At 61.7% G+C, this 25,803-nt stretch carries 24 protein-coding genes and 3 pseudogenes; 12 read left to right on the top strand and 15 right to left on the bottom strand.

The window, feature by feature from the left end; all coding sequences use genetic code 11:
* Positions 1-122: 122 nt before the first annotated feature.
* The 3 genes from KHN96_RS04630 to KHN96_RS04620 form a co-directional block, all read right to left on the bottom strand.
* Complete coding sequence (locus KHN96_RS04630; protein WP_062738150.1) at positions 123-1,568, bottom strand: DHA2 family efflux MFS transporter permease subunit; 1,446 nt, start codon at positions 1,566-1,568, stop codon at positions 123-125.
* An 82-nt stretch (positions 1,569-1,650) separates the two neighbouring features.
* Entirely contained in the window at positions 1,651-2,082 is a 432-nt protein-coding gene (locus KHN96_RS04625; protein ID WP_045218503.1) for a VOC family protein, read from the bottom strand.
* 66 nt (positions 2,083-2,148) lie between these two features.
* Positions 2,149-2,595 (bottom strand): YybH family protein, encoded by a 447-nt coding sequence (locus KHN96_RS04620; RefSeq protein WP_045218504.1) that lies wholly within the window; start codon positions 2,593-2,595, stop codon positions 2,149-2,151.
* 139 nt (positions 2,596-2,734) lie between these two features.
* Here KHN96_RS04620 and KHN96_RS04615 point away from each other — a divergent pair, with 139 nt between their 5' ends.
* Both KHN96_RS04615 and KHN96_RS04610 read left to right on the top strand, forming a co-directional pair.
* Positions 2,735-3,379, top strand: a complete 645-nt coding sequence (locus KHN96_RS04615; protein ID WP_062738263.1) for a TetR/AcrR family transcriptional regulator — start codon at positions 2,735-2,737, stop codon at positions 3,377-3,379.
* A gap of 82 nt (positions 3,380-3,461) precedes the next feature.
* On the top strand, positions 3,462-3,977 hold the full coding sequence (locus tag KHN96_RS04610) for a hypothetical protein (protein ID WP_062738149.1): 516 nt from the start codon (positions 3,462-3,464) through the stop codon (positions 3,975-3,977).
* A gap of 3 nt (positions 3,978-3,980) precedes the next feature.
* Here the strand turns inward: KHN96_RS04610 and KHN96_RS04605 are convergent, their stop codons facing one another.
* Both KHN96_RS04605 and KHN96_RS04600 read right to left on the bottom strand, forming a co-directional pair.
* Positions 3,981-4,934 (bottom strand): chemotaxis protein, encoded by a 954-nt coding sequence (locus tag KHN96_RS04605; RefSeq protein WP_045218507.1) that lies wholly within the window; start codon positions 4,932-4,934, stop codon positions 3,981-3,983.
* 115 nt (positions 4,935-5,049) lie between these two features.
* Entirely contained in the window at positions 5,050-5,955 is a 906-nt protein-coding gene (locus KHN96_RS04600; RefSeq protein ID WP_062738148.1) for a LysR family transcriptional regulator, read from the bottom strand.
* Positions 5,956-6,087: 132 nt separating this feature from the next.
* Between KHN96_RS04600 and KHN96_RS04595 the strand changes: the two genes are divergently transcribed.
* Both KHN96_RS04595 and KHN96_RS04590 read left to right on the top strand, forming a co-directional pair.
* Complete coding sequence (locus KHN96_RS04595; protein WP_062738147.1) at positions 6,088-7,269, top strand: MFS transporter; 1,182 nt, start codon at positions 6,088-6,090, stop codon at positions 7,267-7,269.
* Positions 7,270-7,312: 43 nt separating this feature from the next.
* Entirely contained in the window at positions 7,313-7,546 is a 234-nt protein-coding gene (locus KHN96_RS04590) for an NAD-dependent epimerase/dehydratase family protein (protein ID WP_115044540.1), read from the top strand.
* A 2-nt stretch (positions 7,547-7,548) separates the two neighbouring features.
* Here the strand turns inward: KHN96_RS04590 and KHN96_RS04585 are convergent.
* From KHN96_RS04585 to KHN96_RS04580, 3 genes and pseudogenes are all read right to left on the bottom strand, one after another.
* Positions 7,549-8,054: pseudogene (locus KHN96_RS04585) on the bottom strand (metallophosphoesterase family protein); the annotation flags it as partial.
* Between the two features lie 47 nt (positions 8,055-8,101).
* Entirely contained in the window at positions 8,102-8,830 is a 729-nt protein-coding gene (locus KHN96_RS22985) for a DUF3320 domain-containing protein (protein WP_425314430.1), read from the bottom strand.
* A pseudogene (locus KHN96_RS04580) lies at positions 8,827-12,403 on the bottom strand (DUF4011 domain-containing protein); the annotation flags it as partial. The pseudogene KHN96_RS04580 and the gene KHN96_RS22985, both read right to left, overlap by 4 nt.
* Before the next feature lie 431 nt (positions 12,404-12,834).
* Here KHN96_RS04580 and KHN96_RS04575 point away from each other — a divergent pair.
* Positions 12,835-13,692, top strand: coding sequence for a hypothetical protein (locus tag KHN96_RS04575; RefSeq protein WP_115044544.1), 858 nt, complete (start codon positions 12,835-12,837; stop codon positions 13,690-13,692).
* An 8-nt stretch (positions 13,693-13,700) separates the two neighbouring features.
* Positions 13,701-14,177 (top strand): hypothetical protein, encoded by a 477-nt coding sequence (locus KHN96_RS04570; RefSeq protein ID WP_115044545.1) that lies wholly within the window; start codon positions 13,701-13,703, stop codon positions 14,175-14,177.
* Between the two features lie 361 nt (positions 14,178-14,538).
* On the opposite strand, the gene KHN96_RS04565 is transcribed toward KHN96_RS04570, so the two are convergent.
* Positions 14,539-14,847 (bottom strand): DUF6228 family protein, encoded by a 309-nt coding sequence (locus KHN96_RS04565; protein ID WP_115044549.1) that lies wholly within the window; start codon positions 14,845-14,847, stop codon positions 14,539-14,541.
* A gap of 1,325 nt (positions 14,848-16,172) precedes the next feature.
* Here KHN96_RS04565 and KHN96_RS04560 point away from each other — a divergent pair.
* Positions 16,173-16,619, top strand: a complete 447-nt coding sequence (locus KHN96_RS04560) for a DUF4279 domain-containing protein (RefSeq protein WP_115044552.1) — start codon at positions 16,173-16,175, stop codon at positions 16,617-16,619.
* Positions 16,616-17,158 (top strand): CbrC family protein, encoded by a 543-nt coding sequence (locus KHN96_RS22980; protein ID WP_115044554.1) that lies wholly within the window; start codon positions 16,616-16,618, stop codon positions 17,156-17,158. Before KHN96_RS04560 ends, KHN96_RS22980 begins: the two co-directional genes overlap by 4 nt.
* A 606-nt stretch (positions 17,159-17,764) precedes the next feature.
* Here KHN96_RS22980 and KHN96_RS04550 read toward each other — a convergent pair.
* On the bottom strand, positions 17,765-18,046 hold the full coding sequence (locus KHN96_RS04550) for an Imm32 family immunity protein (protein ID WP_115044558.1): 282 nt from the start codon (positions 18,044-18,046) through the stop codon (positions 17,765-17,767).
* 564 nt (positions 18,047-18,610) lie between these two features.
* Between KHN96_RS04550 and KHN96_RS22975 the strand changes: the two genes are divergently transcribed.
* Positions 18,611-18,850, top strand: a complete 240-nt coding sequence (locus tag KHN96_RS22975) for a DUF695 domain-containing protein (RefSeq protein ID WP_115044562.1) — start codon at positions 18,611-18,613, stop codon at positions 18,848-18,850.
* 339 nt (positions 18,851-19,189) lie between these two features.
* Here KHN96_RS22975 and KHN96_RS04540 read toward each other — a convergent pair whose 3' ends face one another.
* Positions 19,190-19,534, bottom strand: coding sequence for a hypothetical protein (locus KHN96_RS04540; protein ID WP_115044564.1), 345 nt, complete (start codon positions 19,532-19,534; stop codon positions 19,190-19,192).
* Entirely contained in the window at positions 19,534-20,412 is an 879-nt protein-coding gene (locus KHN96_RS04535; RefSeq protein WP_244855837.1) for an HAD domain-containing protein, read from the bottom strand. Before KHN96_RS04535 ends, KHN96_RS04540 begins: the two co-directional genes overlap by 1 nt.
* 595 nt (positions 20,413-21,007) lie before the next feature.
* Here KHN96_RS04535 and KHN96_RS22950 point away from each other — a divergent pair.
* Positions 21,008-21,323, top strand: a pseudogene (locus KHN96_RS22950) (type 1 glutamine amidotransferase family protein); the annotation flags it as partial.
* Entirely contained in the window at positions 21,305-21,874 is a 570-nt protein-coding gene (locus KHN96_RS04530) for a PA1136 family autoinducer-binding transcriptional regulator (RefSeq protein WP_258559211.1), read from the top strand. The pseudogene KHN96_RS22950 and the gene KHN96_RS04530, both read left to right, overlap by 19 nt.
* Before the next feature lie 156 nt (positions 21,875-22,030).
* On the opposite strand, the gene KHN96_RS04525 is transcribed toward KHN96_RS04530, so the two are convergent.
* Positions 22,031-22,294 carry a hypothetical protein gene (locus KHN96_RS04525; protein ID WP_045218519.1) on the bottom strand — a complete coding sequence of 88 codons (264 nt, stop codon included), beginning with the start codon at positions 22,292-22,294 and terminating at the stop codon, positions 22,031-22,033.
* A 128-nt stretch (positions 22,295-22,422) separates the two neighbouring features.
* Complete coding sequence (locus KHN96_RS04520) at positions 22,423-23,076, bottom strand: hypothetical protein (protein WP_147282554.1); 654 nt, start codon at positions 23,074-23,076, stop codon at positions 22,423-22,425.
* Positions 23,077-23,322: 246 nt separating this feature from the next.
* On the opposite strand from KHN96_RS04520, the gene KHN96_RS04515 reads away from it, so the two are divergent.
* Positions 23,323-24,453 carry a methyltransferase gene (locus KHN96_RS04515; RefSeq protein WP_062738144.1) on the top strand — a complete coding sequence of 377 codons (1,131 nt, stop codon included), beginning with the start codon at positions 23,323-23,325 and terminating at the stop codon, positions 24,451-24,453.
* Between the two features lie 4 nt (positions 24,454-24,457).
* On the opposite strand, the gene KHN96_RS04510 is transcribed toward KHN96_RS04515, so the two are convergent.
* Positions 24,458-25,717, bottom strand: coding sequence for a TIGR03862 family flavoprotein (locus tag KHN96_RS04510; RefSeq protein ID WP_062738261.1), 1,260 nt, complete (start codon positions 25,715-25,717; stop codon positions 24,458-24,460).
* Positions 25,718-25,803 lie beyond the last annotated feature (86 nt).

Here is a 25,803-nt window from a genome sequence, read left to right as displayed (position 1 = left end):
GCATCATCCGATGCCGCGCTGGGGCTGGATCGATTATAAACCGTCCGACCGGTCGGTCAATAACAGGTTTCACCGCATGCCTTGATACAGACATGCGGTGAACCTGTTTGTGCGGACGAAAACTAGATCGACGCGGCGGAAGAGGCCTCGCCGTGCGCGGCATGCGGCCGCGTGCGCACGAACGCGCCGGCCAATGCAGACGCCAGCACCGCCGCAATGGCGCCCAGCAGAAAGGCGAGGTGATAGCCGCCATTGAGCGCCGTCGCCGCATCCGCGCCGGCCGCGGCCAACCCATCCGTGCGCCCTGCCGCCAGGCTCGCCAGGATGGCCAGGCCCAGTGCACCGCCCATCATGAAGGACGTGTTGACCACGCCCGACGCCAGGCCCGATTCGTCGGGCGCAACATCGCTCATGGCGGCCAGCAGCACAGGGTTGAACGCGACGCCCGCACCCAGCCCCAGCAGCAGCATGCCGGGCAGCACATCAAGCACAAAGCTGCCGCCGGCCGGCGCGCGTGCAAACAGCACGAGGCCGGCCGCCGCCACCAGCAGGCCGAGCGACAGCGGCGCACGGATCCCAAAGCGCATCACCAGCTTGGCCGACAGCCCCAGCGAGAACACCGCCATGATGACGTTGGCCGGCAGGAACGCCAGCCCGACCTGCATCGCGCTGTAGCCCAGCACGCGCTGCATGTACAGCGCCGAGATGAAGAACCACGCGAACATTGCAGCCGCCCACAGCACGCCCACCACATTGGCCGTGGCCACGTTGCGCAGTGCAAACATGTGCAGCGGCATGAGCGGATGCGACACCCGCGATTCGATGATCAGGAACGCGGCCATCAATGCCACGGCAATGCCCAGCTGCGTCAGCGTTTGCGTGGAAGTCCAGCCCGCTTCGTTGCCGTGCACCACCGCGTACACCGCCAGCATCAGCGATGCGGTCACGGTAATGGCGCCCGCCACGTCCAGCCTGGTGCGGTCAGCCAGCGGCCGGCCGGCCGGCAGGAGCGCCACGCACGCCGCGTAGACGGCCACGCCGATCGGCAGGTTCACCAGGAAGATCCAGTGCCAGCTCAGTGCACTCGTCAGCAGCCCGCCCAGCAGGACGCCGATGCTGCCGCCGCCGGCGCATACAAAACCGTAGATCCCCATCGCCTTGGCGCGATCTGCCGGCGAGGTGAACAGGTTCATGATGAGCGACAGCGACACCGCCGACACCACGGCCCCGCCCAGCCCTTGCACCGCGCGTGCCGTGATGAGCAGACCTTGCGAATTCGCCAGCCCGCATGCAGCCGAGGCCAGCGTGAACAACGTGATGCCGAGCAGGAACATCTTGCGATGGCCGAACAGGTCGCCCAGCCGGCCGCCGAGCAGCAGGAAGCCGCCGAAGGTCAGCATATAGGCGTTGACGACCCACACCAGCGACGTTTCGGTAAAACCCAGATCCGCCCGGATGGACGGCAGTGCCACATTGACGATGGTCGTATCCAGCACGATCATCAGCACGCCCAGGCAGAGCACGATGAGAGCAAGCCAGCGTTTGCGTTCGTCGATGCCGTGCGTCATGAATGCACTCCTCGTTGCGATCGGGATGTCTCAAACAAAGAACGGCCACCTCGCGGCGGCCGTCTGCGGCAAGTGCGCAACGTTACATCGGCTTGGGCGCAATCACCATCCACGTGACGCCGAAGCGGTCGATGGCCATGCCGAATGCGTTGGCGAAAAACGTCTCGGCCATCGGCATCGTGACCTGGCCGCCGTCGCTGAGCGCCCGGAACGTGCGCTCGGCGGCGGCCGTGTCGGGCACGCTCACCGAAAGGCCGAAGCCCTTGAAATCGGCCTTGCCCGAAGCCATGCCGTCCGACGCCATCACGACGGTGTCGCCAACGCGGAAGGCCGCGTGCATGACCTTGTCGGCAGGCGGTGCAACGCCGCCGCACTGGTCGGCCTTGGGCTCGGCTCCCGGGGGTGCGTCCTTGAAACGCATCAGCATGTCGACCTTGGCATCGAGCGTCTTCTTGTAGAACTCGAGCGCTTCTTCACAACGGCCTTCGAAGAACAGATACGGTTGAACTTGCATCACAACTCCTTGGGTTAGTAGGGACCGCAAACCCGCGCATCGCATCGCGCGGTCAGGGGTTACATCTCAGTGAAGAACGTCATCCGTCGCGTGCTGGCCGGACACGGGCATCGGTACCGAGGCATGCTCGTGCACGACCCACCAGCGGCCGTCGATCTTGCGAAAGCACACCGTGGCGCGCGTCTGCGCATCGTGCTGCGTGCCATCGCGATAGCGCGCGCGCAAACGGTTCGTGCTAAAGCAATAGGCCAGATCACCACCCACCTCAAGATGCAACTCGATGAACTGGAAATCGGCTTTGTCCACCAGCGCATCAAACCAGCCCTGCCAGTTGCGGCGGTATGCCTGCGCGCCCTTTACGAACAGCGGCGGCATCACGTCGAACACGACCACATCGGGTGCGTAATGCCGCATCACGGCATCGATGTCCTTGTCGCGCACGGCGGCCGCCCACTCGCCGATCAGTGCACGCAGTTGCGCTTCATCGTCTGCCTGGCTTGTGGCATCCGTCATGTAGGCCTCCTGAACTTCTGCCGCATTCCAGGCTTGGAAAGGTGCACAACAGCGTCTAGGGTTGATTTGTGAACACTGTCCACAAACGATAGCAGACATAATGGACGGTGTCCACATCGAATTTTCGGAGATTGACTGCATGTCCCAGGAGCCACCCCGACCGCCCGCACGCACGACGTACCGCCATGGCGACCTGCGCCGGGCGCTGCTGGACGCCGGCATCGAACTCGCGCGTGCCGGCGGCCCCGAGGCCATCGTGCTGCGCGAAGCCACGCGCCGCGCCGGCGTGGTGCCGAACGCGGCGTACCGGCACTTTGCCGGGCGGATGGACCTGCTTCAGGCGGTGCGGGCCGCGGCGCTGGCGGCGCTGGCCCGCGCGATGGAAGCCGAACTCGGCACCATCGACCCGAACTGGCCGCAAGACGTGCAGGCGCGCGCGTCGCTGCGTGCCATCGGCGTGGGATACCTGCGATTTGCGCAAATGGAGACGGGCCTGTTCCGCACCGCATTTGCCGTGCCGGATGAAGTGGAAAACGACGTGGATCCGGACAAGGCGGGCAACAGCGGCCTGAATCCGTTCCAGTTGCTGGGCAGGGCCCTGGACCGCATGACGGCAGCCGGCGTGTTGCCCGCCGAGCGCCGCCCGGGTGCGGAGTACCTCGCGTGGTCTGCCGTGCACGGCCTGGCGCTGCTCATCATCGACGGGCCGCTGCGCGGACGCCCGCCGGAGCAGACCGGCGCCATCGCACTGCGCGTGGTCGAGATGGTGGAAAACGGCCTGTAGAGCCTGCGGCCCCGGCGAGCGATGGAATAGTGCTTGCGCCTGGCGTGTTTACCATCAAGCCAGGCGACTTTGGAGAACCACCATGCAGATGCGATTGGGCAAATGGATTGGCGCGGCTGCGCTGGTGTTGAGCGCGTGTGCGGCGTTCACGCCGGTGCAGACGGCGCAGAAGATGATCGGCCAGCCGGAAAGTGCCGTGCGCGAGACCTTCGGCACGCCCACCGAGACCTACGCGCTCGCCGATGGAACGCACCGCTGGATCTATTCGAAACAACCCATGGGCCACGAAGTCTATGCGGCCGACTTCGATGCCGGCGGCAGGCTCACGCGCTTTCGCCAGATGCTGACGGAGAAGGAAATCTTCGAAGCCCGCCCCGGCACGTGGACCAAGCGCGACGTGCTCGAGCGTTTCGGCACGCCGCGCGAGCCCACGCAGTATTACCCGCTCATGAGGCGCGAAGCGTGGTCATACCGGATGCTCACCAACGGCTATCAGCAGGCGCACTTCAGCGCCTACTTTGACGACAACGGCGTGCTCGATCGCACCATGATCATCGTCGACCCGCTTGGCGGCGACCATGATGCGCGCAGCAAATAGACGTCAGCCCAGCGCCGAAGCAATTGCCTGCGCGAGCTCGTTGGCCTCGAACTTGGCGACGTAGCCGTTGGCGCCAACGCGGCGCACGTGGTCTTCATTCGCCGAGCCCGACAGCGAGGAGTGGATCACCACCGGGATCGACTGGAACGCCGGCTCGGATTTGATCTTGCGCGTGAGCGTGAAACCGTCCATCTCGGGCATCTCGAGATCGGTCAGCACGAGGGCGATCTTGTCGCGTACGGTCTTGCCTTCGCGGGCGGCATCGCGCGCGATGTTCTGCAGCGTGTCCCACGCCTCCTGCCCGCTCTTGGTCATCACATACGGCGCGCCCATTGCCTCGAGGCCGTTGGCGATCAGCGAACGCGCAAGGCCCGAGTCATCGGCCACGAGCAGCTTCGCACCCGCCGGAAGCCTGATCGGACGCTCGTCGTTGTCGGGCGCGAGGTCGGTACGGCGGGTCGGGAACACGTCCACCAGGATCTGTTCGACGTCGATGACCTGCGCGAGGCGCGAGTTGTCGGCGCTGCCATCCAGTCGGGCAAGGCTGGTGATGTTGCTGCTGCCCACGCTCGCCTCGGCCGGAAAGATCTGGCTCCATTCCAGGCGCACGATCTCGTCCACCTCTTCCACGGCAAAGCCCTGCGTGGAGCGCGCGTATTCGGTAATCAAGAGGATGTTGGCGTTGCCGTTGCGGGTGCCGATCACGCTGGCGAGGTCAATGACCGGGATGATCTGGCCGCGCACGTTCACGGCGCCGAGGATGTGCGCGCCGGCGTCCGCCACGTGCGTCACGGGCGGCATGACCATGATCTCGCGCACCTTGAACACGTTGATACCGAACAACTCGCGCTGGTTCGAGCGCGCAGACTCGCCCAGGCGGAACAGCAACAGCTCGAAGCGGTTGTTGTTGGTCAGATTGGTCCGTTCATCGACTTCGTGCTGCGAATGCTGTGACATCGCGTCTCCCCCGTTCAAGCACACATATGTGAGCGGTAAACGGCAGGGCGCCGCGCAACTTGAAGGGATTTGCGAATCCCGCCGCGCTGCCCTTCCAGCGTGGGGAGGCCGCCGCCTAGGCAACCTTCACGTGCGTGACCAGAAAGTCGAGGAATGCACGCACGCGCGCCGGCAAATGCGCGCCCTGGCCGACATAGACGGCGTGGATGTCCTCCGTCTCGCCGGGGTTGTAGTCCTCCAGCACGGGCACCAGCCGGCCGGCATCGAGATCGGCGCGCACCTGGAACTCCGCCAGCCGCGCAAGGCCCAGGCCCGCCACGGCCACCGCGCGCAGCGCCTCGCCGTCGCTGATCTGTGCATTGCCCTGCGGCATGATTTCGGTGCGGCGGCCGCGCTTGAGGAAGGGCCAGCCGTTGACCGCCCGCACGTAGCTGAACGCCAGGCAATTGTGGTGGGCGAGATCCGCCGGCGTGCGCGGCGTACCGGCGCGCGCGAGGTACGCCGGCGAGGCCACCACGAGCAGGCGCGTCTGGCCCAGCTTGCGCGCCACCAGCCGGGAGTTCTTCAGCGGGCCGCTGCGCAACGCCACGTCGGTGCGGTCTTCCAGCAGGTCGACCACGCGGTCGGTCAGGGCAATGTCGAGCGACACCTGTGGATGGCACGCCAGGAAGGCCGGCACGATCGGCAGCAGCAAATGCGTGCCGACCGGCACATTCGCGTTGATCCGCAAACGCCCCGAGGGCTGCGCCCCGGCGGATGCTGCGCGCTCGGCCTCGTCGAGATCGGCCAGCACCGCCACGCTGCGCTCATAGAACGCGGCGCCCTCGGGCGTGAGCTGAAAGCGCCGCGTCGAGCGGTTCACGAGTCGCGCGCCCAGCCGGGCTTCCAGCCGCGCGACCAGCTTGCTCACCGCCGACGGCGTCATCCGGCACGCCCGCGCCGCCGCCGAGAAACCGCCCTGCTCCACCACCCGCACGAAGACTTCCATCTCGCCGAAGCGATTGACATCGAGCCGCGCCATTGTGATTTGAATTCATAGATGTTGTTCTTGCAGGCAGTCTATCGCACAGGCTGCCGCTTCGACATACTGGCCTCCGTTCCGCCACTGCGGCGCGTTTCCCGCGTGGCCCTCGGCGTTTGGAGATTACGGATCATGCCCGTCGCTTTACTTGCCCTGACAGCCGGTGCATTCGGCATCGGCGTCACCGAATTCGTCTTGATGGGGCTGCTGCTCGAAGTCGGCACAGACCTGCACGTGACCGTCGCCCAGGCGGGGCTGCTGATTTCCGGCTACGCGTTCGGCGTGGTGCTCGGCGCGCCGGTGTTGACCGCGCTGACGGCGCGCTGGCCACGCAAGGCCGTGCTGGTCGGGCTGATGGTCATTTTCACGATCGGCAACGCGGCGTGCGCGCTGGCGCCCGGCTACGCCCTGCTGATGGCCGCACGCGTGTTGACGGCCTTTGCGCACGGCACCTTCTTCGGCGTCGGGTCGGTGGTGGCCACGGGCCTCGTGCCGCCCAACCGCCGCGCCTCGGCCATCGCCATCATGTTCACGGGGCTGACGGTCGCCTCCATCCTCGGTGTGCCGCTCGGCACGTGGCTTGGCCAGGCGTACGGCTGGCGCGCTACGTTCTGGGCGATCGTGGTCATCGGCGTGGTCGCGCTGAGCGTCATCGCTCGCTTCGTGCCGCACGAAGCTGCGCCGGCCGACGCGGGAGACTGGCGTCAGGACATACGCGTGCTGATGCGCGGCCCCGTGCTGCTTGGCCTCCTCACAACCGTGCTCGGCTATGCGGGCGTGCTTGCGGTGTTCACGTACATCGCGCCGCTCATCACGGAAGTGACGGGCTACACAAGCGCGGCGGTCTCACCGGTGATGCTCGTGTTCGGCGGCGGGCTCATCGTCGGCAACCTCGTCGGCGGACGGCTCGCCGACCGCCACCTGCGCGGCACGCTCATCGGCACGCTGGTGGCGCTGGCCGTGACGCTTGCCCTGATGACGTTTGCCGTGCACGACAAGGTGTGGGTCGTGGTGTTCGTGGCACTGCTGGGCGCGGTGGCGTTCTCGACCGTGCCGCCGCTGCAGATGTGGGTGCTGGAGAAAGCGCACGGTGCGGGCCAGAGCATCGCGTCGAGCTTCAACATTGCCGCGTTCAACCTCGGCAATGCGCTAGGCGCGTGGGCGGGCGGCGTGGTCATCTCGCATGGCCCCGGGCTGACGGCGCTGCCGTGGGTGGCCGCCCTCGCTCCTGTGAGTGCGCTCGCGCTCATCCTCATCGGGCTGCGCCTGCATGGCTCTGGAGAAACGACCGCGCAGTGTCCGCAGGGCGCCTGATCCGACGTCTCCCCCTTCGTTTCAACCCATACGCAATATCACCATGACTGCACAGAACAAAGTCGCGCTCGTCGTGGGCGCACAGGGCGTGATCGGCCGCAACCTGATCGACCACCTTGCCACGCTCGGCGACTGGCACATCGTGGGCCTGTCGCGGCGCGGCGGCGAGTCGAACGGGCGCATCCGCCACATTGCCGTCGACCTGCTCGATGCCGCAGACACGCGTGCCAGGCTGCACACATTGAGCAACGTCACCCACATCTTCTACGCCGCCTAGGGGGCGTGCACCGTATTGCCTTCAAGCGCTGTATGCAGTACCCCAATGTTGAACATGCCGGGTTCGGGCGCCGGATAGGTCGTGACCAGATTTTCATACGTCGCCGCGTCTTTGAAACTTCGACCGTGCAACGCCACCTTGAGATGCTCGATGCGGAAGGTCGAACACTTCCTGGTCACGAATCCGTAGACGTTGTCCGGTAGCTGCAGTTGCTTGGTCATCTCGCTTTCGGCGTCGTGATTGCCGTAGAGGAGATACACCGGAATATTCGCTTTTTTCAGGCGTCCCATTTCCTTTGAAAAGTAGATGCCTGTGTTGTGGTCTTTCCACGGCCCGTCGTATAAGTCGCCTGCAATAATCATGAAGTCGGCTTGCAGTTCAATGGCCTCACTGACCAGATTGGCAAAAGCGGCGCGCGTTGCCCCTCATAGGATGTCTGCTGGGGCGTCGAGCTCAGGCCGACGAGAGGACTGTCGAGGTGTATGTCTGCCGCATGGATGAATCTCAAAATTTCCTCCGTTTTACTGCATCCGAGCAACAGGCTATGACGTTGGGTCAATTCCGCAGACGGACTGAACCATCAGTTACCGCCACTACCGCTTGAACTCGTCCGTGAGTCAGAGCCCTGGAAATTCGCGCCCCGGCCTCAGTCGTTGTTCTAGCTACCCCCAGCAGTCTACAAACTGCCTTTACTAATCCATCTTGCGATGTGCCGCCTTGCTGCTGCAGGACGTACACCGCAGCATTGCCAAGTTCTTCAAGACAAATCTCGTCGATACTGCGACGCGTGTCGGGGTCGCTTCCGGGTACACGGATGCCGTCCCAGGTATTCGGATTGGCATGCGCCGGCCAGTAGAAGACCGTACCGTTGTCCGTTGTGCGGGTCACGTGACTCGGTACAAGAGCGTTCAGATGAGCCTCAATACGGCTGCCAACCCGTGATAGCCCCCAGGAGCGCGTCACCCGCTTGAATGCGGCCGCTTGCGACACAGGCCCTTCCGTCTCGACTACCTTGAGCAACTGGCTGGCAAGGAGCGGCATCAAACTTCCCTCATAGAAGCGGTCGGGGTTGTTTGCGCTCAAATCGGTCAGTTCATACGCAGGTAGCGACGTTAGGGAATCTGCAGACTCTGATTCAGATTCAGCTCTGGCGTACAAAACAGGTGCGTCGGTGGGTTCTGCCTCCTCCATCGGCTCAACGACCGGCTCGCTTTCGGTCGGTGTGGTCGAGACCAACTCGTCCAATCGAGTCAGGAGTTTTCGAATTGGCTCTGCCGGATTCAACCACCAGTCAGTAGACCAGATGCGGTGCAGCTGCCAGCCCAGTCCTTCGAGAACGTGTTGGCGAAGCCGGTCGCGGTCACGTGCTGTAGCGCCCGAGTGATAGGTGCGGCCGTCGCATTCGACCCCCAGCAAGTAGCGTCCCGGGGCACGTGGGTCCACTACGCCGATGTCAATCCGGTACGCCAGCAAACTCACGCCAAGAGGCGTGCCTGCCTTCAGCATGGCCCTATTGTCCGAGACGAAGGGCTGGAGCTTTGCGCGCAGCGTTTGGGCGAGTTCGATGTCGCTGCCCGCGATAGCACTCACCACATCAGCAAACGACGTCGCCCACCGCTCCGCACTCTCGACGACATTCCAATCCGTCTTGGATGCCGCGAAGGTTTCATGCAGCAGTTGCGATGCATCCGAAGACATGGACTCGATGACCTTGTCCTCGACGTTGACAGTGGCCAATGCCGCGATGACGGCCGGAACATCGGTGCCTTGCGGACGCCGTTGGTCCTGACGATACAGGCGCAATCGCCCAGTGACTGCCCGCTGGGCGAGCCAGCTCTTCGGCCACCAGGTATTGGTCGCTGCTGCCCACTGCAATTTCAGCTCAGAGGCATTTAGTGTCGCGACATCCTCCACGTAGAACTTGCTAAGTGGCTCCCATGCCTGATTACGCGCAAGACCGTGCTGGCGCAGGCTGGCAAGCCTGTTGCGAACGGATTCGTCGTGCGCAGACCGGGCAACATCAACGGGAACGGCTGGCGCAGCAGAAAGCACGTCGACCAACGCATCGAACTTACCCAGTTGGTCCAAGGAGAAGGCAATCTTGGGCAGGCCCAGTAGATTCAGCAGGCTCGATGTAGCCTCATCCAGCTTCTTGATTTGAGCCTCAAGCATCGAGACTGCATCGAGGAACTCTTGTTGCCAGCTCGGCGTCCACTCCGTTTTATGGATTGCGGCCAGCGGGTGATTCTGCAAACCAGTCAGTTGTCCCGCCAACGCCCCCATCTGGCGGCAGGTTTCCCGTAATGCCTCAAGCTGAGCCCGGTCGTGTACGTCCGCGTCTGCCCACGGCATTGGGCTCGGCCGCATTTCTGCATACTGCAACGTGGTCCCGATGGCGTCGTAAATGGTCAGGTCGTTCGAATGGATGCGATGCAGGGCATTCGCCACGCCATTCAGGTCGGTGCGCAGCGCGAGCAGCCGTTCGGACTCTCGCTCCCAGTCCTTTACCGTGCGTGCGCCTGCGGCGTCGAGCGCGATACCAAGCTGCTTCAGGACGTCCGCCTTCTTCGCCTTGGAGGAGTGCAGTTCCAAGCAGAACGGAGCAAGCCCCAAGCTGCTAAGCCGGCGGTGCACCACCTCGAGGGCGGCCATCTTTTCGGAGACAAACAGCACGGTCTTCCCCGTCGCCAGAAGATGGGCAATCAAGTTCGAGATGGTCTGACTTTTGCCCGTCCCAGGCGGACCTTCGATAACCAGATTCTTGCCCTCGGCGGCGACGCAAACCGCGCGCAACTGCGAGGAGTCCGACAGAAGCGGTGTGAACAAGTCTTGTGGTCGGAATTTCTCATCCAGAGTGTTTGGCTCGAAACCCGTCGCGCTGTCCGCGAATGCTTGTCCAGGGTTGTTAATCAGATGGGCAACAACACTGCTTTCCTGGAGTTGCTTCTGGCGGTCCTGCAGGTCCTTCCACATCAGGTATTTTGTAAACGAAAAAATACCCAGGTGGACTTGCTCCTTGACCTCCCATCCCTTCAGTTCGCCCACATGCAGCCGGAAGGTTTGCAGTATGCGATTAACATCGATACCCCGGTCGTCGGTCGGCAAGGTGTCAAACGACGGCAATTTCAGGCTGAAGTCCTGCAGCAACTTCTGGAGCAGCGTCGGGTTCACGAGGGCATCGTCGTCGTGACGCACTAGCCGGAAGCCACTCCTGACGGACTGACGAGACAGCGTGACCGGGATGAGCAAAATCGGGGCAAGGTGGCTGGACTCGGCATCTTTGCTCTCCTGCCATTGCAACATCCCGAACGCGAGAAACAGCGTATTTGCTCCGCCTTCCTCCATCCCCGTGCTGGCGGCCCGGAATATTTCGAGAAGCTTGCCCTCCAAGGCATCTTCGCTGATGTCAGTAACGATTTCGTTCCGGCTGAGAGCATCGGCGGCCAAGTCGTCGATGGCTGAGGTGCCATTGCGGCCGGCGTACACGTTGGCATCCCGCCCATCCGCGCCAGTCATCATTTTCGGCAATGCGCGAACGCGAAACTCGCTTCCCTCAGCAAGCCTGTCTTCCAGCGCGCCGGGGTCAGGGCAGATGACGCGCAGCGTAGTTTTGGACGGTTTGAAATTCAGAAGCTTGTTTCGCAACGTCAGGTCGAGCAGCTTGCTCTTCCATTTTGCCAAACGTCCTTCCGGTGTGTCCGGCGCGACATCGTCACGCAATGGCACCACAACCGGGTCCAATGGCGGCAACTGAGGGACATCCTCAATGATGGGGACGTCGACTTCGGCAATCTGGGTGGCAGATTCGTCGATGTGCGACGAGCGAGAGGGCAGCGGGCGAATTTGGACTTCGCGTGCGCGTCGAATGTCCACCGCATACGCGAATTGCTCCTCGTCGTTCAGTTGCTCCTCACCACGAGAGCATGCCCAGCGCAGTGACGGCTTCTGGCCGCCAGCCACGCCGGTGGTCTCAAAGACCATGAATTCGCCCGACTTCACTCGCTTGCGAATCGCCTGGACGTCATCCACCAATGCAGTGGGGAAATCCGTTTCTATCAGCCACACGCCTACCCAGGCGTGGCCCTCCTTGAACAGCACGACAGGATGCAGGCCGGCTTGCTCCAGGCAAGACGCAAAAAGCATCGCAAGGTCGAGACAGGTCGCCAGCTTGCTGTCTAGGATACGTTCGGGAGTTCGGATTTTCTGACCGTCGTTCCCGAATGAGGCCGGCGGATTCGAGTATTGAATGTCCTCGGCAACCACGGTGCTGTAGATGGCCGATACCTGCTTCCAGACTTTTTCACGATTCTTGGATTGGTAGCCGTCCATCGACAGGTCGACAGACGTTTGGCGCAATAATCCGGATGCCCGGGCGATGAGCTTGTCCACGACCCTCGAGTTCGGCATGCAGAACGCAGCCAATAGCTCGGGCAAGGACCGCGTACCGGCCCACTGGTCGTAGGCGAGCACATCAATGCTGTGCGTCGCCGCCGCAAGCTCATTGCCCTGAACGCGCAATGAAGCGGTAATGCTTGCACGTTCGGACTCATCCAGGCGACTGAAATACTGATGGTCTGGGCGCAAGTCAACGGGCGCCAAGCGGCGGCTTTCGCCGGCAGCCAGTGCCTCGAACCGAAATCGGGCACTCTCCGCAAAGGCGGGCACACATTTGACGGTTAGCTCAACGTCCGTGAGCGTTGTCTCCCCATCATTGGTCACCAAAATTTCGCGGATGACCGGGACGTTGTTCTGAACCGCTGCGTACCCTATCGTGAGGTCCGCAATAACCTGGACGCTCGGTAGCGCCGCGTCGGAAGTCGTCAAATTCTCGGCCTCATCTGCCTGTCCCTGCGTCATGACCCGCCCCTTCTTGATTCTCGCCTGGCTCGGTCGAGCGCCTCACAATGCGGGGCGTCACCTTGGCTGAGCCGCGATATTAGTTGTCGTACTGCCGTGATTCCTTCGCAACGAGCGGGCTCGCATTGCTCCGTCAGGGTTGCGCCGATTCATTATATCTGTGGACTCAGTAAGGCCCAGCCCGATTATGTTCTCTTGTCGCGATACCAAAGAGCCTGCGAGAATCAACATTTAGGATAAGAAAGCGGCAGTTCGCGGCGGGCGAGAATTACTTCCGAACATTATTTCCACCTACTCTATTTGGATAGGTTGCGTCATGCTCGTGCGTGCGGCGGAAGCCCCCCCGGGTGGGGCAGCCTCGCCTCTCTTTGAGGCCGCTCTCGCCCAAAGCGCCATACCAGCACATGAAGAACATCTGGGATACAAAATAGATGAGCTACGACCTGTTTTTCACGTTCCGGCAACCAACTCAGCGAAGCACAGTTGAGGAATATTTTGGCCGTCGTCCGCACTACCAGCTCGACGGGTCGGCGGTCTACCAGAGCCGAGACACAGGGGTGTACTTCCTATTCGAGTTTCGGGCCAGCGAAGACGACCCGAACCAGCTTCTGGGTGCGTCACTGAACGTCAACTACTTCCGCCCGCACATCTTCGGCCTGGAAGCCGAGCCTGAGGTCCGCGCGTTCGTGGAGCATTTCCAACCCGGTGTCGAGGACCCTCAAATGCACGGCATGGGCCAAGGCCCATACACTGCGGAAGGGTTTCTCTCGGGTTGGAATGCTGGAAACGCATTCGCTTATGAGGCCATCACTGCGCAGAACAAGGGGCCGTTTCTGTCCTATCCAGAAGCGAAGCTCGAGGTCGCTTGGCGATGGAATCAAACAAAGTCTGCGGTCCAGCAGAAGCTGGGAGAGTCGATGTTCGTGCCCACAATTATGTTTGCCAACATCGGCGGTGAGTTGCAGTCGGTGGTAGTGTGGGGAGACGGGATACCGACACTTATGCCCCCGACGGATGCCATCATTGTGGTCAGGGATGAGCTTGCCCCCAAGCCTCTGTTTCGCCCACGAACGAAAGATACCTGCGTGATAGCGCCATCCGACCTGGCAGACTTGTTTGGCCCCTTTTCTGAGGAGGGTTACGCAATGCCGGTTCGCGTGCCCATGTACGACAAGCCCACCCGTGACATCACCAAGTTCTTCAGCAGCCTGCGCGCGTTCACCGGGCAGTTGCAAGTCGTCTCGGTTGACAACGTTCTGAGCCAAGAACTGCTCAGCAAGTGCCGCTGAATCCGACCATGCACCACGCCTACCAGGTTGTATCGATGACGCTGGACGAGGTTTCGTCCCTGCGCCACGAGTCATCTCGACAAGGCGTGTTCACCGAGTTCGATTTTGTCGCCGGCAATATCCGGCAACGATGGTTCAATATGCCCGGACACCATGATGTGCGACCGGGGATGCATATAACCGCAGTCTTAAGCGAGCCGGGAAATTGGCAGACCTTGCAAGCATGGCGGTTCGATGAACGGAACAAGGTCGTTATGTCCATATCGCCCGTCGCCGGTCTGATTTACCTGTGTCTACTATGTTTGGCTACCGCCGCGCTCCTATGGCTGCTTTTCGTTGAGCACGATGTGGTCCAGATACCGACGGCCGCCCTGGCGTTCGGGGCGTTTGCAGTGGCATCCTGTGCTGGCGGCATGTACTTCGAGTGGCAGAACAGCCGTAGGGTGATGAACCTATTGAAACAAACGGAATGTCAGGAATATTGACCGGCGCGATAGTATGGTACGACTCGATTGCTCCAACATCATCTTTGGCTCCCAACTCGACGAGAAACATCTATTCCTGTGGGCCTGCGAAATCGCAGGCTTCCTGCGGTGGGAGCAGGACACGCTTGTCATGCGCTCCAGACACATATCCGAGACCGCTCTACGCGACCTGCTTGCGCTCTTCTGGCGCTACCAAATTCCAATGGAGCAATTGGCCCAGTTTGAAAGCGAACGAAACACCTCATGGTTTCGCGCGCCTCATATGTATTGGCACAACCGAGTTTTCGGCACTTGAGCGCCAACATCAATAAGAAATGAGAGCCGGCGCGCTCCCGGACCCATTGGTGTCACTTCTGTGCGGTCAGGGCGAGAACACAGTGCGGACGTCTTCAGCAATCCGCTCCAGGCTGCCCGCTTCGAGCCTCAACACAGCCGTAGCTGTGTAATCGCCACCGTTGGTGCTCATCCTCACGAGCAACGTCACATGTCCCACAGATGTCGCCGTTGCGGCCAACGACAACACGCCGTCAATCTCCTCCCAGCGTTTCTCGCCTTGCCAGCCGGTCCAGCATTGGGCCATGTCGTCGAACAACGCTGAAGGCGGTCCACTGAAATACGTGGATGCGACGACTTCCCCGATGAAAGGGGCTCCCGTTACCTCCACTGCCATCGATAACCCTTCAATCGTTCGCGTGATGACGGGACACCTCCACGGATGCTCCGCATCGAAGAGAATCCGCCGCTAGGGTGGCTACCGACATTCGCTATCCAATTTATCCAAGTAACTAATGCCAAACCAAATGACAGGTCCTAACCCGATTCAGGTTTATCTCAGCGAGATTGGCCTGCCATGGCTCCTTACCCGTGCGCACCTTGCTAAGCGGTACGGCGTCCGGCCGCACGCTGTCTATGACTGGGATGCGATTGAGATTGAGACTCCGCGCCCGTTCGTGAATCACTTGCTTTGGCCGCTGTCAGCTCAGGTCTCCCCGCAGTTTTCCCCCAACGAGCCGGCTACCGAATTTTCGGCCGTCTCGTACGTCAGCGACAACGCTGCCGAGAATCTTCGATGCACTGTTGACCAGTTGCAGCCTTTCCTTGGGGACGGAACGGTACTGAGAAGCTCCAACTCTCTTGGACACCGGTGGGTCGCCAGTCTGGCGTCCGTCGAGTTGCATGTGTGGCCGCCCGAGATGCAACAAGGGCTAGCGCTCAATCCCGCTTACGAGAAGGAGTCCAGGCTCAAGGCGGGATGCTGGATTGGCATCACGACGGGATTTCGTCCATGGGTCAGCGAAACAGAAATAGCTCAAATCATGGCTTTCGAGCCGGTGGCCAGAATTCGCGAGGAATGGTTGGGGGCGGCACCTTCTTTCCCTCGGTCTGGCCTGCAGTACGAGTTAGAGTTCACTCGACCGCCTGATGCAGCCTTCGACCACTGCCGTGGGTGGATAGGATGTTCTTCTGACCGAACCGCATTCATCTTCTATGGCCGGGAGCTTTACTTTGTCCCTATGGAGGCTGTCGTTCAGCTTCAGGTCGAACGTGTACTACCGGCAAAGGGTCCGGGTGGGTCATCCCTGCGCGTGCTATGTCGCTGCGACTATGCTGGCCAGGAGACCAAGACACTGACGATTTGTAGTGCGAACGGCGCGGGCGACCTAGATGAATTGGCCGCCACGGTCAGCCGTGCCATTGCGAAACCGCTCGTGCTTTTGCCCCATGTGTATGACTGCTAGTGGTGCCAAGCGCCGTGAGACCGATTCGACCGACGGTCCGAGATGTAGCTTTACGAACGATAGGCCCCTGCCAACACTGGCCGGCATGCGTGTGCGCCCCATGGAAGAGGAGAGGTCGCTATCAGTGAGTTCAGCGCTGGCCGCTTCCGGCCGGAAGCAGTCGTTCCTGCAATAGGAGCGACTAGCCCTTATTATGGGTTGTCAAGACAGTTGTCAGACGGTTTCCAATCGGACGCAGATTGCCAACACATTCACGATGGCACATTTGACCAGCTCTAAAGCAACCCTACGCGTCACCGGGGACGACCTTGACCCTGAAGAAATCAGCCGTCTGTTTGGCGGCAAGCCCACAACTGCCCAGCGCAAAGGCGACGCAGTCGTCGGTCACAATACTGGCCAGACACGTATTGCCGAGTTTGGTATGTGGAGGCTCCGGGCAACGTCACGGGAGCCAGAAGACATTGACGGCCAGATTTCGGAAATTCTCGGACAGCTTTCCGATGACCTAGAGGTCTGGCGGACTATTGGCCAGCGCTACAAGGTCGACCTGTTCTGTGGTCTATTCATGAAAAATGGCAACGAGGGCTTGTCGCTGTCATCTGCCTCTCTGCATGCCCTGGCGGTCCGGCAAATCGAAATCGGATTCGACATCTACGGTCCAGGCTACGAAGTCCAACGTAGCGACGCCGGTACAGAACCATGAACAGAACAGAACCGCTCCCATACTTTCGCTACCATCCGGCTCCCCTTGCTACCGGCGCTGTCGCTACCAGCGAAAAGATATGCGCTTGCTGCAATCAGGCGCGAGGTTACATCTATGTGGGACCAGTCTATTCAGTCAACGATTTGAATGAGGCGTTGTGCCCGTGGTGCATTGCCGATGGCTCTGCAGCCAGCAAGCTGGACGCATCTTTCGCTGACTCTTACCCTTTGGCCCGAGCGGGTGTGCCAGCTGAAGTTATAGATGAGGTGAATCTTCGGACGCCGGGCTATATATCTTGGCAACAGGAGTGGTGGCTTTCTCATTGTGATGACGCTTGTGAGTTCCATGGCGATGCCAGCATCCAGGACGTCGAGTCGGCATCCGACACAACCAAGCAAGCTTGGCTGCTAGAGTACAAACAGGACGAGGTGGCGTGGAGACGGGTTGCGGAGGGTTACCAACCAGGTGGTGACTTCGCTCTGTACAAATTCGTCTGTAGGCACTGCCGGCAGGTGTTATTCGCTTGGGACTTGTGCTGACCAGAAGTGAAGTAAATGCCAGGGCGTCCGCTCACGGCCAGAAACGGACAGCGACGCAATCAGCTCAACAGACAATAACGGGCCCCGGCTGACTACCGAGCTAGGAACGACCCAGAGGCGTCTCCGCGGATACCCCATGAATACCAGGAGCCATTACTCGCCAGAGAAATAAGAACGAAGTCGCCGGCATCTGCGTCGAACGCAAGCCGGTAGCTCCCGTCCTCGGCGACGACGTAGGCTCTTCGCCTACCTTTCGACAGGCGCTGGTGTACCGGAATGAGGGTGTCGTCGCATTCGTATTTGGTCGGGTACGGTTCGACCAGGAGGTCACGCATCTTGCTGAGCTCCCGCTCTACCTTGCTGACGCTCCAGGGATTACCAGCCGTGCTCCCCGCGGGCGGCAAGCGATATTCGGCCAAGTATCGCTCCATATCCTCGATAACTTTGGACCTGAGCAATCTCAGCGCCCCCTGTGTTTCCGGCATTTTCTCTCCATGTAGTCATCGGCTTTAAGTGACCGCCGCATCATGATATGACTGTCTGCAAGAGGTCGGTAGCAGCCGCCGACAGATGGTGTCCCGGCCGACCGCTCCCGGCCAGGAGCAGTCACTTGTCGTCGCCAATGACCGGTAAGGAAGCGCTGACGATATCCGTGAAGGACTCGCTCCAGCTTCGCCATTCATCACTGAGATGAAAATGGGCAATCTCATTTCCATTGAGCGTTGCAAACTTCTCAGCGCAGGAGATTAAGAACTCTCCTATCGCCTTCATTGCCGACGGCGTGCCTTGGATAGAAATGTCTGCACACTCTAGCAGCCCCCCTTCGAACTCCGGCGCACCTTCTTTGGGGTGGCAGTATATTTTGAACACTCTTTGCTGTTGCCGCATGGTTTGTCGGTGTCACCATCCATCTGCTGATGTTCAGCTTGTCCTATGTACCTAAGGAGGGGCAGGAATGGTATGCCGCACTCCGTTCCTACAGGGCGTTGGTCTTCATGTTCACGCGTTTCCCCTTGTGGCTGGCGGCGCTGTGCATACCTGCGATAGTCGCCGGCATAGTTCGTCGTGCGCGTAGCTTGCAGTGAGGCAGTTGGCGAGCGAGATACCCGTGGTTGGCCAGAGCTGGTTCACGAGATATGCTCGCGTCCGCAACACGTCCGGCTCTATCTGGCGAGACTGAACCCAAACAACTAACCCATCAATTCAAATGGGCTTCTTAAAATGGCTCTGCGCCACTCTTGCTGTTGTGGCTAGCTCATTCTCGTTCGCTGCCCAGGACGAGAAGGTTTGGGATGTATTGGCTGCCAAAGACTCGGCGGGAAATGTACGGCGGATTATCCGCCATCGCAGCGAGATGCCCAGTTGGGTCCAAAGGCGGTCGTTTGGGGCACTCGTTGTGATTTCTTGGCCTAACGCTGACCACGCGGGCATGCCTACCAAGCGCGAGCTGAACTGCACTACGCGTTTGAAGATGGGCTGCAGGCTGCGGAAGAGCGCAACCGAACAGGTGTGCTTGCCGCAGTGGTGACGGGGGATGGCAGGGTCGAGTGGTATTACCAAGCTCGCTCACACGACGAATTCATGCGTGTACTCAACGAGGCGCTACAAGGTAAGCCGCGTTTGCCAATCGCCATTTCGCTGGAGCACGACCCCGAGTGGTCTACGTATCGGAGCCTTGCAGGACGGCGATAGAGTGCATCGACGAGTCGAGTCCGCTGCGAAGGGGGGGCGGCGCCTGAGGCTCGTCGGGCACCGGCTGTATACGTGCCGGAGGTCTGCTGGTTGCTATGCAGGCCGAGCCCGGACCTCAATCGAAAATGTTCGTACGGAATATGGCTGACATCAAGTGTTCTGAGACGGCAGCAAGGTTTAGTTTGACTTTGTTGGGCCGCGGCCAAGATGAAGTTCGATTTCTCGCGCGCTTAACCTCTCCGCGCCCGACCTCGACAGCGCGAACACCTGACGGGCCCCGTCGGCCGGCGGCCTGTAGAGTTTCCCGAGAATGTCCTGCAGGCGCTGCGGCATTTGTACCTACCAGCCAAGAAGCTGCCGCGCTCGTTTCATGACCCAATCCTGTTCCGCCTCTGAGAAGTCCCACTCGCCACTCTGCACTTTCAGCGCGAACCCCTTACGCACGTTTGCCAGGCAGCGCTCTTGAGTCAATGCTGGATTCTCGGCAACCTTGCGCATGCAGTAGGGGGCGCACTGCTGCGCCAAGTCCTCACAGCACTCATATCGCTCAACCCATTCTTCGTCGGCGAGCCCCGAGACGTACCGGCCGTTGACCAGCCGGACCAAGAGTTTCGGTTGTGCGCCTGGCACAGAGGCCGGTGGCGTATTGCGCGGAAAATCGGCAGGAATCGCCCGGTTCGACATTACTCCCCCCTCCTGTTGTCTCCGTGGATGCTGGAAAGCCAACCCCGAATACGTCGCTGAGCTTCCTCGTCGCTGATGCCACGAGACGAATCGAGAAGAACAAATCGGTCGACAAATTCCCCTGGTGTACGGCCAAAATGGAGAGCCCCATACACCGAATCGTCAATCGCCATCCAGTTTTGCAGGCCCTTGCCGTACACGTAGCTGGTGATGATATGGGTTCGTTCGGAGCCGACCAGGACGTAACTCAGTCGCGGCTTAATGCCGAGGGTCGTGCCCACAACCCGTCGACCTAGCTCTTGCGGTAGATACGAAACGACCTTGTCCAAAGGCAGCTTCTGCAGCCAGGAGGTTGTGAGGACGATTTCCACCTCGGGGTATGGCTCGAGCATTTCGGCCAGCAGCGGCGCGTACTCAAGCAATGGTCTGCCTGAATCCAACGTCACTTCGCCGGTTGTCGTATCGACCAACGCGTGACCAGCGTGGAGCGTACCGTCGTAGTCGACGAACAGGGTTGGGGTGGCTGAGCGCTGCTCAAGCTCAGGCTGTGGGGTGACTTTGAGCGTGTCTTCCGCCGTCAGCGAGGTTGCCTGCCAGTTCACTGCATGCCCAAGTGCACGGAGCGCTATATCCGCATCTGACCTCGGCAAAACCATCATGGCCAAACCCAGTGCTTCCAATACCTTGAAAAGTTGGTCTGTTCTGGACGGCTCCCCGTTCTCGAGGCAGGAGAGCGTCTCGACTGCAATACCGCAATAGTCCGCCGTGTCCTCGACGGACAACTCGCTGCCCACGCGCCGACTGCGTACGAGCTGCCCCAATGTCTGGAGTTCACTCGCCAGAGGATTCTTGCCGGACTTCCGAGGCTCTTCTGACATGGTCTCAATGCGCCGCCATTGGTCAGCGGCGCTTCCTCTTGAACACCATCCCATGCTAGCGCTAGGTACAGCGACCGAGACAAGAAAAATACTGGGTTGTTGCGCGAAGAGATTTTATTTTGGACAGGTTATGCCTTATTCCGTGCCGATAGGACAGGTTATGCTTTGCACACCCATCTACCGGCCGGAATAAGTGTCCCTGCGTTGTGGCCAGCTTATGCTTTATTCATTGGCCACGATTTGAACAACGGCACAAAACTCAATAATCGCGGTATTACAAGGCTTTGCGGGCGATTGTTGTCTGTTCTCTTCCGCTGCCGTTCATTGGCAGCCGGCCAATCGCGGGGCAACTTTGGTCATCCAAGATGAGTTGCCCCCAAAAGTCACGAGCGGATATCGCAATCCTTTCCTTCTCGCCGTCCATCCTGCCGGAGGATGCGCCAAAGACCTCGCCGTCTTTTCAGCCAGCGGGACATGATTTCAGTTCTGGACGGGAAATACGCCCACTGCCTTTGTTGGGGGATGCCCCTCATTTGGGGTAACGACACGAGAAATCTAAGCTGCAGGACCGCTCTACCTGAGAAGGAAGCTCATCATGACTCTTCAGCCAGACAGCAAGCAGCCCACACCTGATCCCGCGGAACGCCACGCATTTCTTTCCGTCACCCTATTGGCTCTCGCAATTCACGTCGCCAAAATCGAACCTCTCGGATGCGGTGTATCCGGAAGCGTATCGAGGAGGCCGTCGGAAAGTGCTACTGATCGCGGCCGACGAGCGCTACCTGCTGACCGCAAACGGCACCTTTTTCTCTACGGGCAACCATCCGGTTGAAACGCTCTTGCCGATGTATCACCTCGACCAGGCAGGGTTCGAGTTCGATGTTGCAACGCTATCCGGCAACCCGGACAAGACTGGGTCGGCGACGGGACGGAAGTCACCGCAACCCGGTATATGCAAGTCTGCCCAGTGACCCGGCATTTTCTCGATCTAAACGAGCCCTTCTTCTGGACGAAGCACGAGAACGCTCGTGAAGAACGCTATAGCGTCGTCAGGCACCCGCGCGGCGACGGTGTCCACGGCCTCCAGATACCAGTCTTCGGCCCAACCGGCCTTGAAGGTGCGGTGAGCCTTGGCGGCAAGCACATTGATAGCAGCCCCGAAGCGCGCATCCTTCTGAGCCAGGTCGGCGCGGCCGCTTTCCGCGCTGCTCGAAAACGCATAGACGGCCACCCGACTCCGCTCCTTTCTGCGGGCCTTTCACGTCGCGAGCGTGAAATCCTCCAGTGGATTGCCGCGGGTCGGCGTCAAGCCGAAATTGCGGCTGCTTTGGGGCTGTCCGAACGAACCGTAGAGAACCATCTGCGAAAGGCGCGCCATCGTTTGGGCGTCGCCACCACCGACCAAGCCGTGAGCTTTGCGTTGGCGAATGCCGCGATCGGCCCTGCTGACCCTCCGGCGTAGGGCGCCAGCCGGCGAGCCGCAGTGGTGTTGCGGGGCGGCGCCGGACGCAGGCGGAACGCGGTGGCCCGCCCCTCGCCGGCCCGCCGCTCGTGGTGCCCCTATCCCAGCAGGACGGCAGCAAGCAAACTGCCGTTCGCAGAATAGGCACCACACCGCTCACCGAACGTGCTGCGCTATCCCCCTCAGCTCCGCTAGCGCGGGACGCAGCAGTGCCAGATGAACGCCGTCCTGCGCATACACGGACCTCGCGATTCTCGAATGCAGCTTCGTCTCCGGCTTGCCGCATCCGACCCAGTATCGGTAATAACCGCTCCGGATGGCTTCAGCGTCGGCGCCCGTGACGATATGCGCGCCGCTCTTGTAATGCTGTTCGATCTGCCTGCACAGCGCCTCGAGGGCTTTGTCAGAGGACGTGGCCATTGTTCGCTCCTGTCTCCAGCAGCGGCCTGGCGTCACCGGAAGGGACGCCGCGCCCACGGTCCGCGCCCAAGGGAACAGCGCGCCTCCGCGGTCCCTTTCCGCCAAGGCCTCCCGCAGGCGTCGAACGGTTACTCCTCGGTCATTTCCGCGTGCACCTTGCGGATCATCAGGCGCGCGCGCTGCCGCACCGTCGCCAGCGCCTCCTCGTCGGTTTTCGCGCGACAGATGTACGACTCGCCCAGGGGCCTGCCCGGCGCAAACTTCCCTTCCGGAATGGCACTCCAGGAGACACGGAAATAAGGCGATTCCAACAGTTCGGAATCGCAGGTGACGAGATAGCCGTCTAGCTGGGATGTGGTTTCCATAGTCATTGCGAGACCATCGCGACGATTCGGGGAGCAACCTCCATACCGCCCGAACCCGGCCCACTCAGGCGCCGCTGACGCCCCGTTCCAGGAAAGAAGGCGTGGGACCTCAATCGCGGGCGGGGGCGTGCGGGCAGGCCGGGAAGTGGGCGCATCGTTCACTTCGACGGGTCGGTCCAATGCACCCAGCATCGCGGCCAGCGCCGGTCGAACGAACCACAGCTGGATCCCATCATTGGCAAAAATTGCACGCGCAAGGCAGCGGTGGAATTCGGAATGGGGTTTTCCACAATCCGACCAATAGCGGTAGTAGGCCATGCGAACCGACTCGGCATCGTCGCCGACCAGATCAGCATCGGCTTGCCCATATTTGCCGTTGACGACGGCCCGCAGGATATCGGCTGGCGCAGCGTTCACGGTTTCACTGTTCGGGGTAGAAGACAGAATGGGCAGTATAGGAAATGGTTCGCCCGATCGATGTAGGCGTGAAGCGGCCAGCCGGTCTGATGTCGATCAAACCGTCTCGGGCCAGGCCGTCATGCCGCATCTGCAGGCGACTGCCGTGCGCATTGTGCGTTTGCACCATGAGCGGTATCGTGTCGCCCAATCCGGCGCGATGCCGACTCCCCCGCGCGCGCCTGCGCACCGTACCTGGCAATTCCCGTGACCGACCTCCCCACCCTTTCCTGGACCGACGCTGAAACCGGCGCCGTCCATACCACCCTGTGGCGCTCCGAAGCCGGCAACCCGCCGCCCAGGCGCGTCGTCATTGCCGATGACCGCACCACCGCCGATGCGGCCTACCGCCTGGCCTGCGAAGGCACGGCGCTGCTCTGGCGAGGCGACTTCCACAACGCGCGCCAGCTGCTGCAGGCGATGGCGCGCCGCACCGAACGCAAGCCGCGCAAGCAGGCCACCTCGCCCGTCGACGCTTTCAACCTGCACCGGCAAGCGCAGTCGCAACGAGCGCGCACGCTGGGCATGCTGCTGATCCCGCTGGAGGCGGACTACGCGGTCCCGCTGCGGCGTGCCCCCGACGTGCGCGAGGCCTGCACCGAGGCGTACGGCACGAGCAACGGGGCTTCAGTCGTCTCGCTGCGCGAGCTGCTGGGGCTGATCGGCGCGCATGAATGGCGCAAGAAGGGTGTCGAGATTCCCGCGCTGGGCGGTGAACGCATTCACCCGCATTACGGCGTGTTCTCGCCGGTGCGCGGCGAATACATCGACCTGGTAGCGCGGGCGCCGCTTCCGTCAAGGGCACTTGCATTCGACATTGGCACAGGCACGGGTGTGCTGGCAGCGGTGCTGGCCAAGCGCGGCGTGAAGCGCGTGGTCGGTACCGATCAGGACGCGCGAGCCCTGGCCTGCGCGCGCGAGAATGTGGCGCGCCTCGGCCTGCAGGGCCAGGTAGAGGTGGTGGAAGCGGACCTTTTTCCCGAAGGCCGGGCGCCGCTCATCGTCTGCAACCCGCCGTGGCTGCCGGCGCGGCCGAGCTCTCCGGTCGAGCGCGCCGTATATGACCCGGACAACCGCATGCTGCGCGGTTTCCTGGAAGGGCTCACCGCGCATCTGGAGCCCGATGGCGAAGGCTGGCTGATCCTCTCGGACTTTGCCGAACACCTCGGCCTGCGCACGCGCGATGCCCTGTTCGCGATGATCGACGCGGCCGGCCTGCAGGTCATCGGCCGCGACGACATCAAACCCAGGCACCCCAAGGCTTCCGACCCGGCAGACCCGCTTCATCAGGCGCGCGTTGCCGAGGTCACGTCGTTGTGGCGGCTGAAAGCGCGCTAGGCCTTCAGCGCGGCGTTGCCAGGTAGTCGAGCACGCCCTGGCCGGCTGCAGCACCCGTCGCAAAGCACGCTGTCAGCAGATAGCCGCCCGTCGGCGCTTCCCAGTCGAGCATCTCGCCTGCGCAGAACACGCCGGGCAGGCGCTCGATCATCAGACTGGCGTTCAGCGCCTCGAAGGCCACGCCTCCGGCGCTGCTGATCGCCTCGTCGATGGGCCGGGCGCGGGTGAGCCGCAGCGGCAGCGCCTTGATGGCGTTTGCCAATTGGGCAAGGTCGGCAAAGGCCTCTTTCGACAGGCACTCGCGCAGCAGGCCGAGCTTCACGCCGGTGATGTTCAGCTTGCTCTGCAGATGGCTCGACATCGAGCGGGAGCCGCGCGGGTGCTTCACCGCATCCAGGACGCGCTGCGCGCTCCACCCGGGCGCGAGGTCCAGCCAGATCGTCGCTTCGCCATGCGCTGACAACACCTCGCGGATCGGTGCCGCCAGTGCATAGACGAGGCTGCCTTCAATGCCCGTCTGCGTGACAACGAACTCGCCCTGGCGAAACTGCATCGCGCCGTCATCACCGGACGGCAGCCCGATCGCCACGGACTTGACCGGCTGGCCCGCAAAGCGCTCCTGAAAGAACGGGCTCCAATCGGCGTCGAACCCGCAATTGGCCGGCTGCAGCGGCACCACGTGCACGCCGCGCGCCTGCAGCAACGGCACCCATGCACCGTCTGAACCGAGGCGCGGCCAGCTTCCGCCGCCCGTGGCCAGCACCACGGCGTCCGCCGGTACGAGCCGCTCGCCGTCGGGCGTATCGAAACGCAGCACGTGCGCGTGCTGCGAGGGCTCTGCCCAGCCCGTCCAGCGATGCCGCATGTACAGCTTCACGCCGGCCTCGCGCAACCGATGCAGCCAGGCACGCAGCAACGGCGCGGCCTTCATCTCGGTCGGGAACACGCGGCCCGAGGTGCCCACGAACGTGTCGATGCCCAGTCCGTGGATCCATCCGCGCAACGCGTCCGGGCTCAGGCGCTGGATGAGCGGCGCGAGCACATCCCGCCGTGCGCGATACCGGCCGACAAACGCGTCGAGCGGTTCGGAGTGCGTGATGTTCATCCCGCCGATGCCCGCCAGCAGGAACTTGCGCCCAGCCGACGGCATGGCATCGAACACGTCGACGCGCACGCCTTGGCGAGACAGGACTTCTGCCGCCATCAGGCCGGCGGGGCCGGCGCCGATAATGGCGACTTGCGGAGCGTTTTGCGATTCGGGCATGCGAAGAAAGGTCCGGAGCACCGCGGGCAAGCGGGGGGGCGCCATTGTCCCATCCTGTCGCGATGGCCTGCAATCGACGTGCCCCA

Origin of the sequence: Ralstonia mannitolilytica (assembly GCF_905397375.1) — a bacterium.
GTDB classification, from domain to species: Bacteria; Pseudomonadota; Gammaproteobacteria; order Burkholderiales; family Burkholderiaceae; genus Ralstonia; species Ralstonia mannitolilytica.
This window is presented reverse-complemented; position numbering and strand designations above follow the sequence as displayed.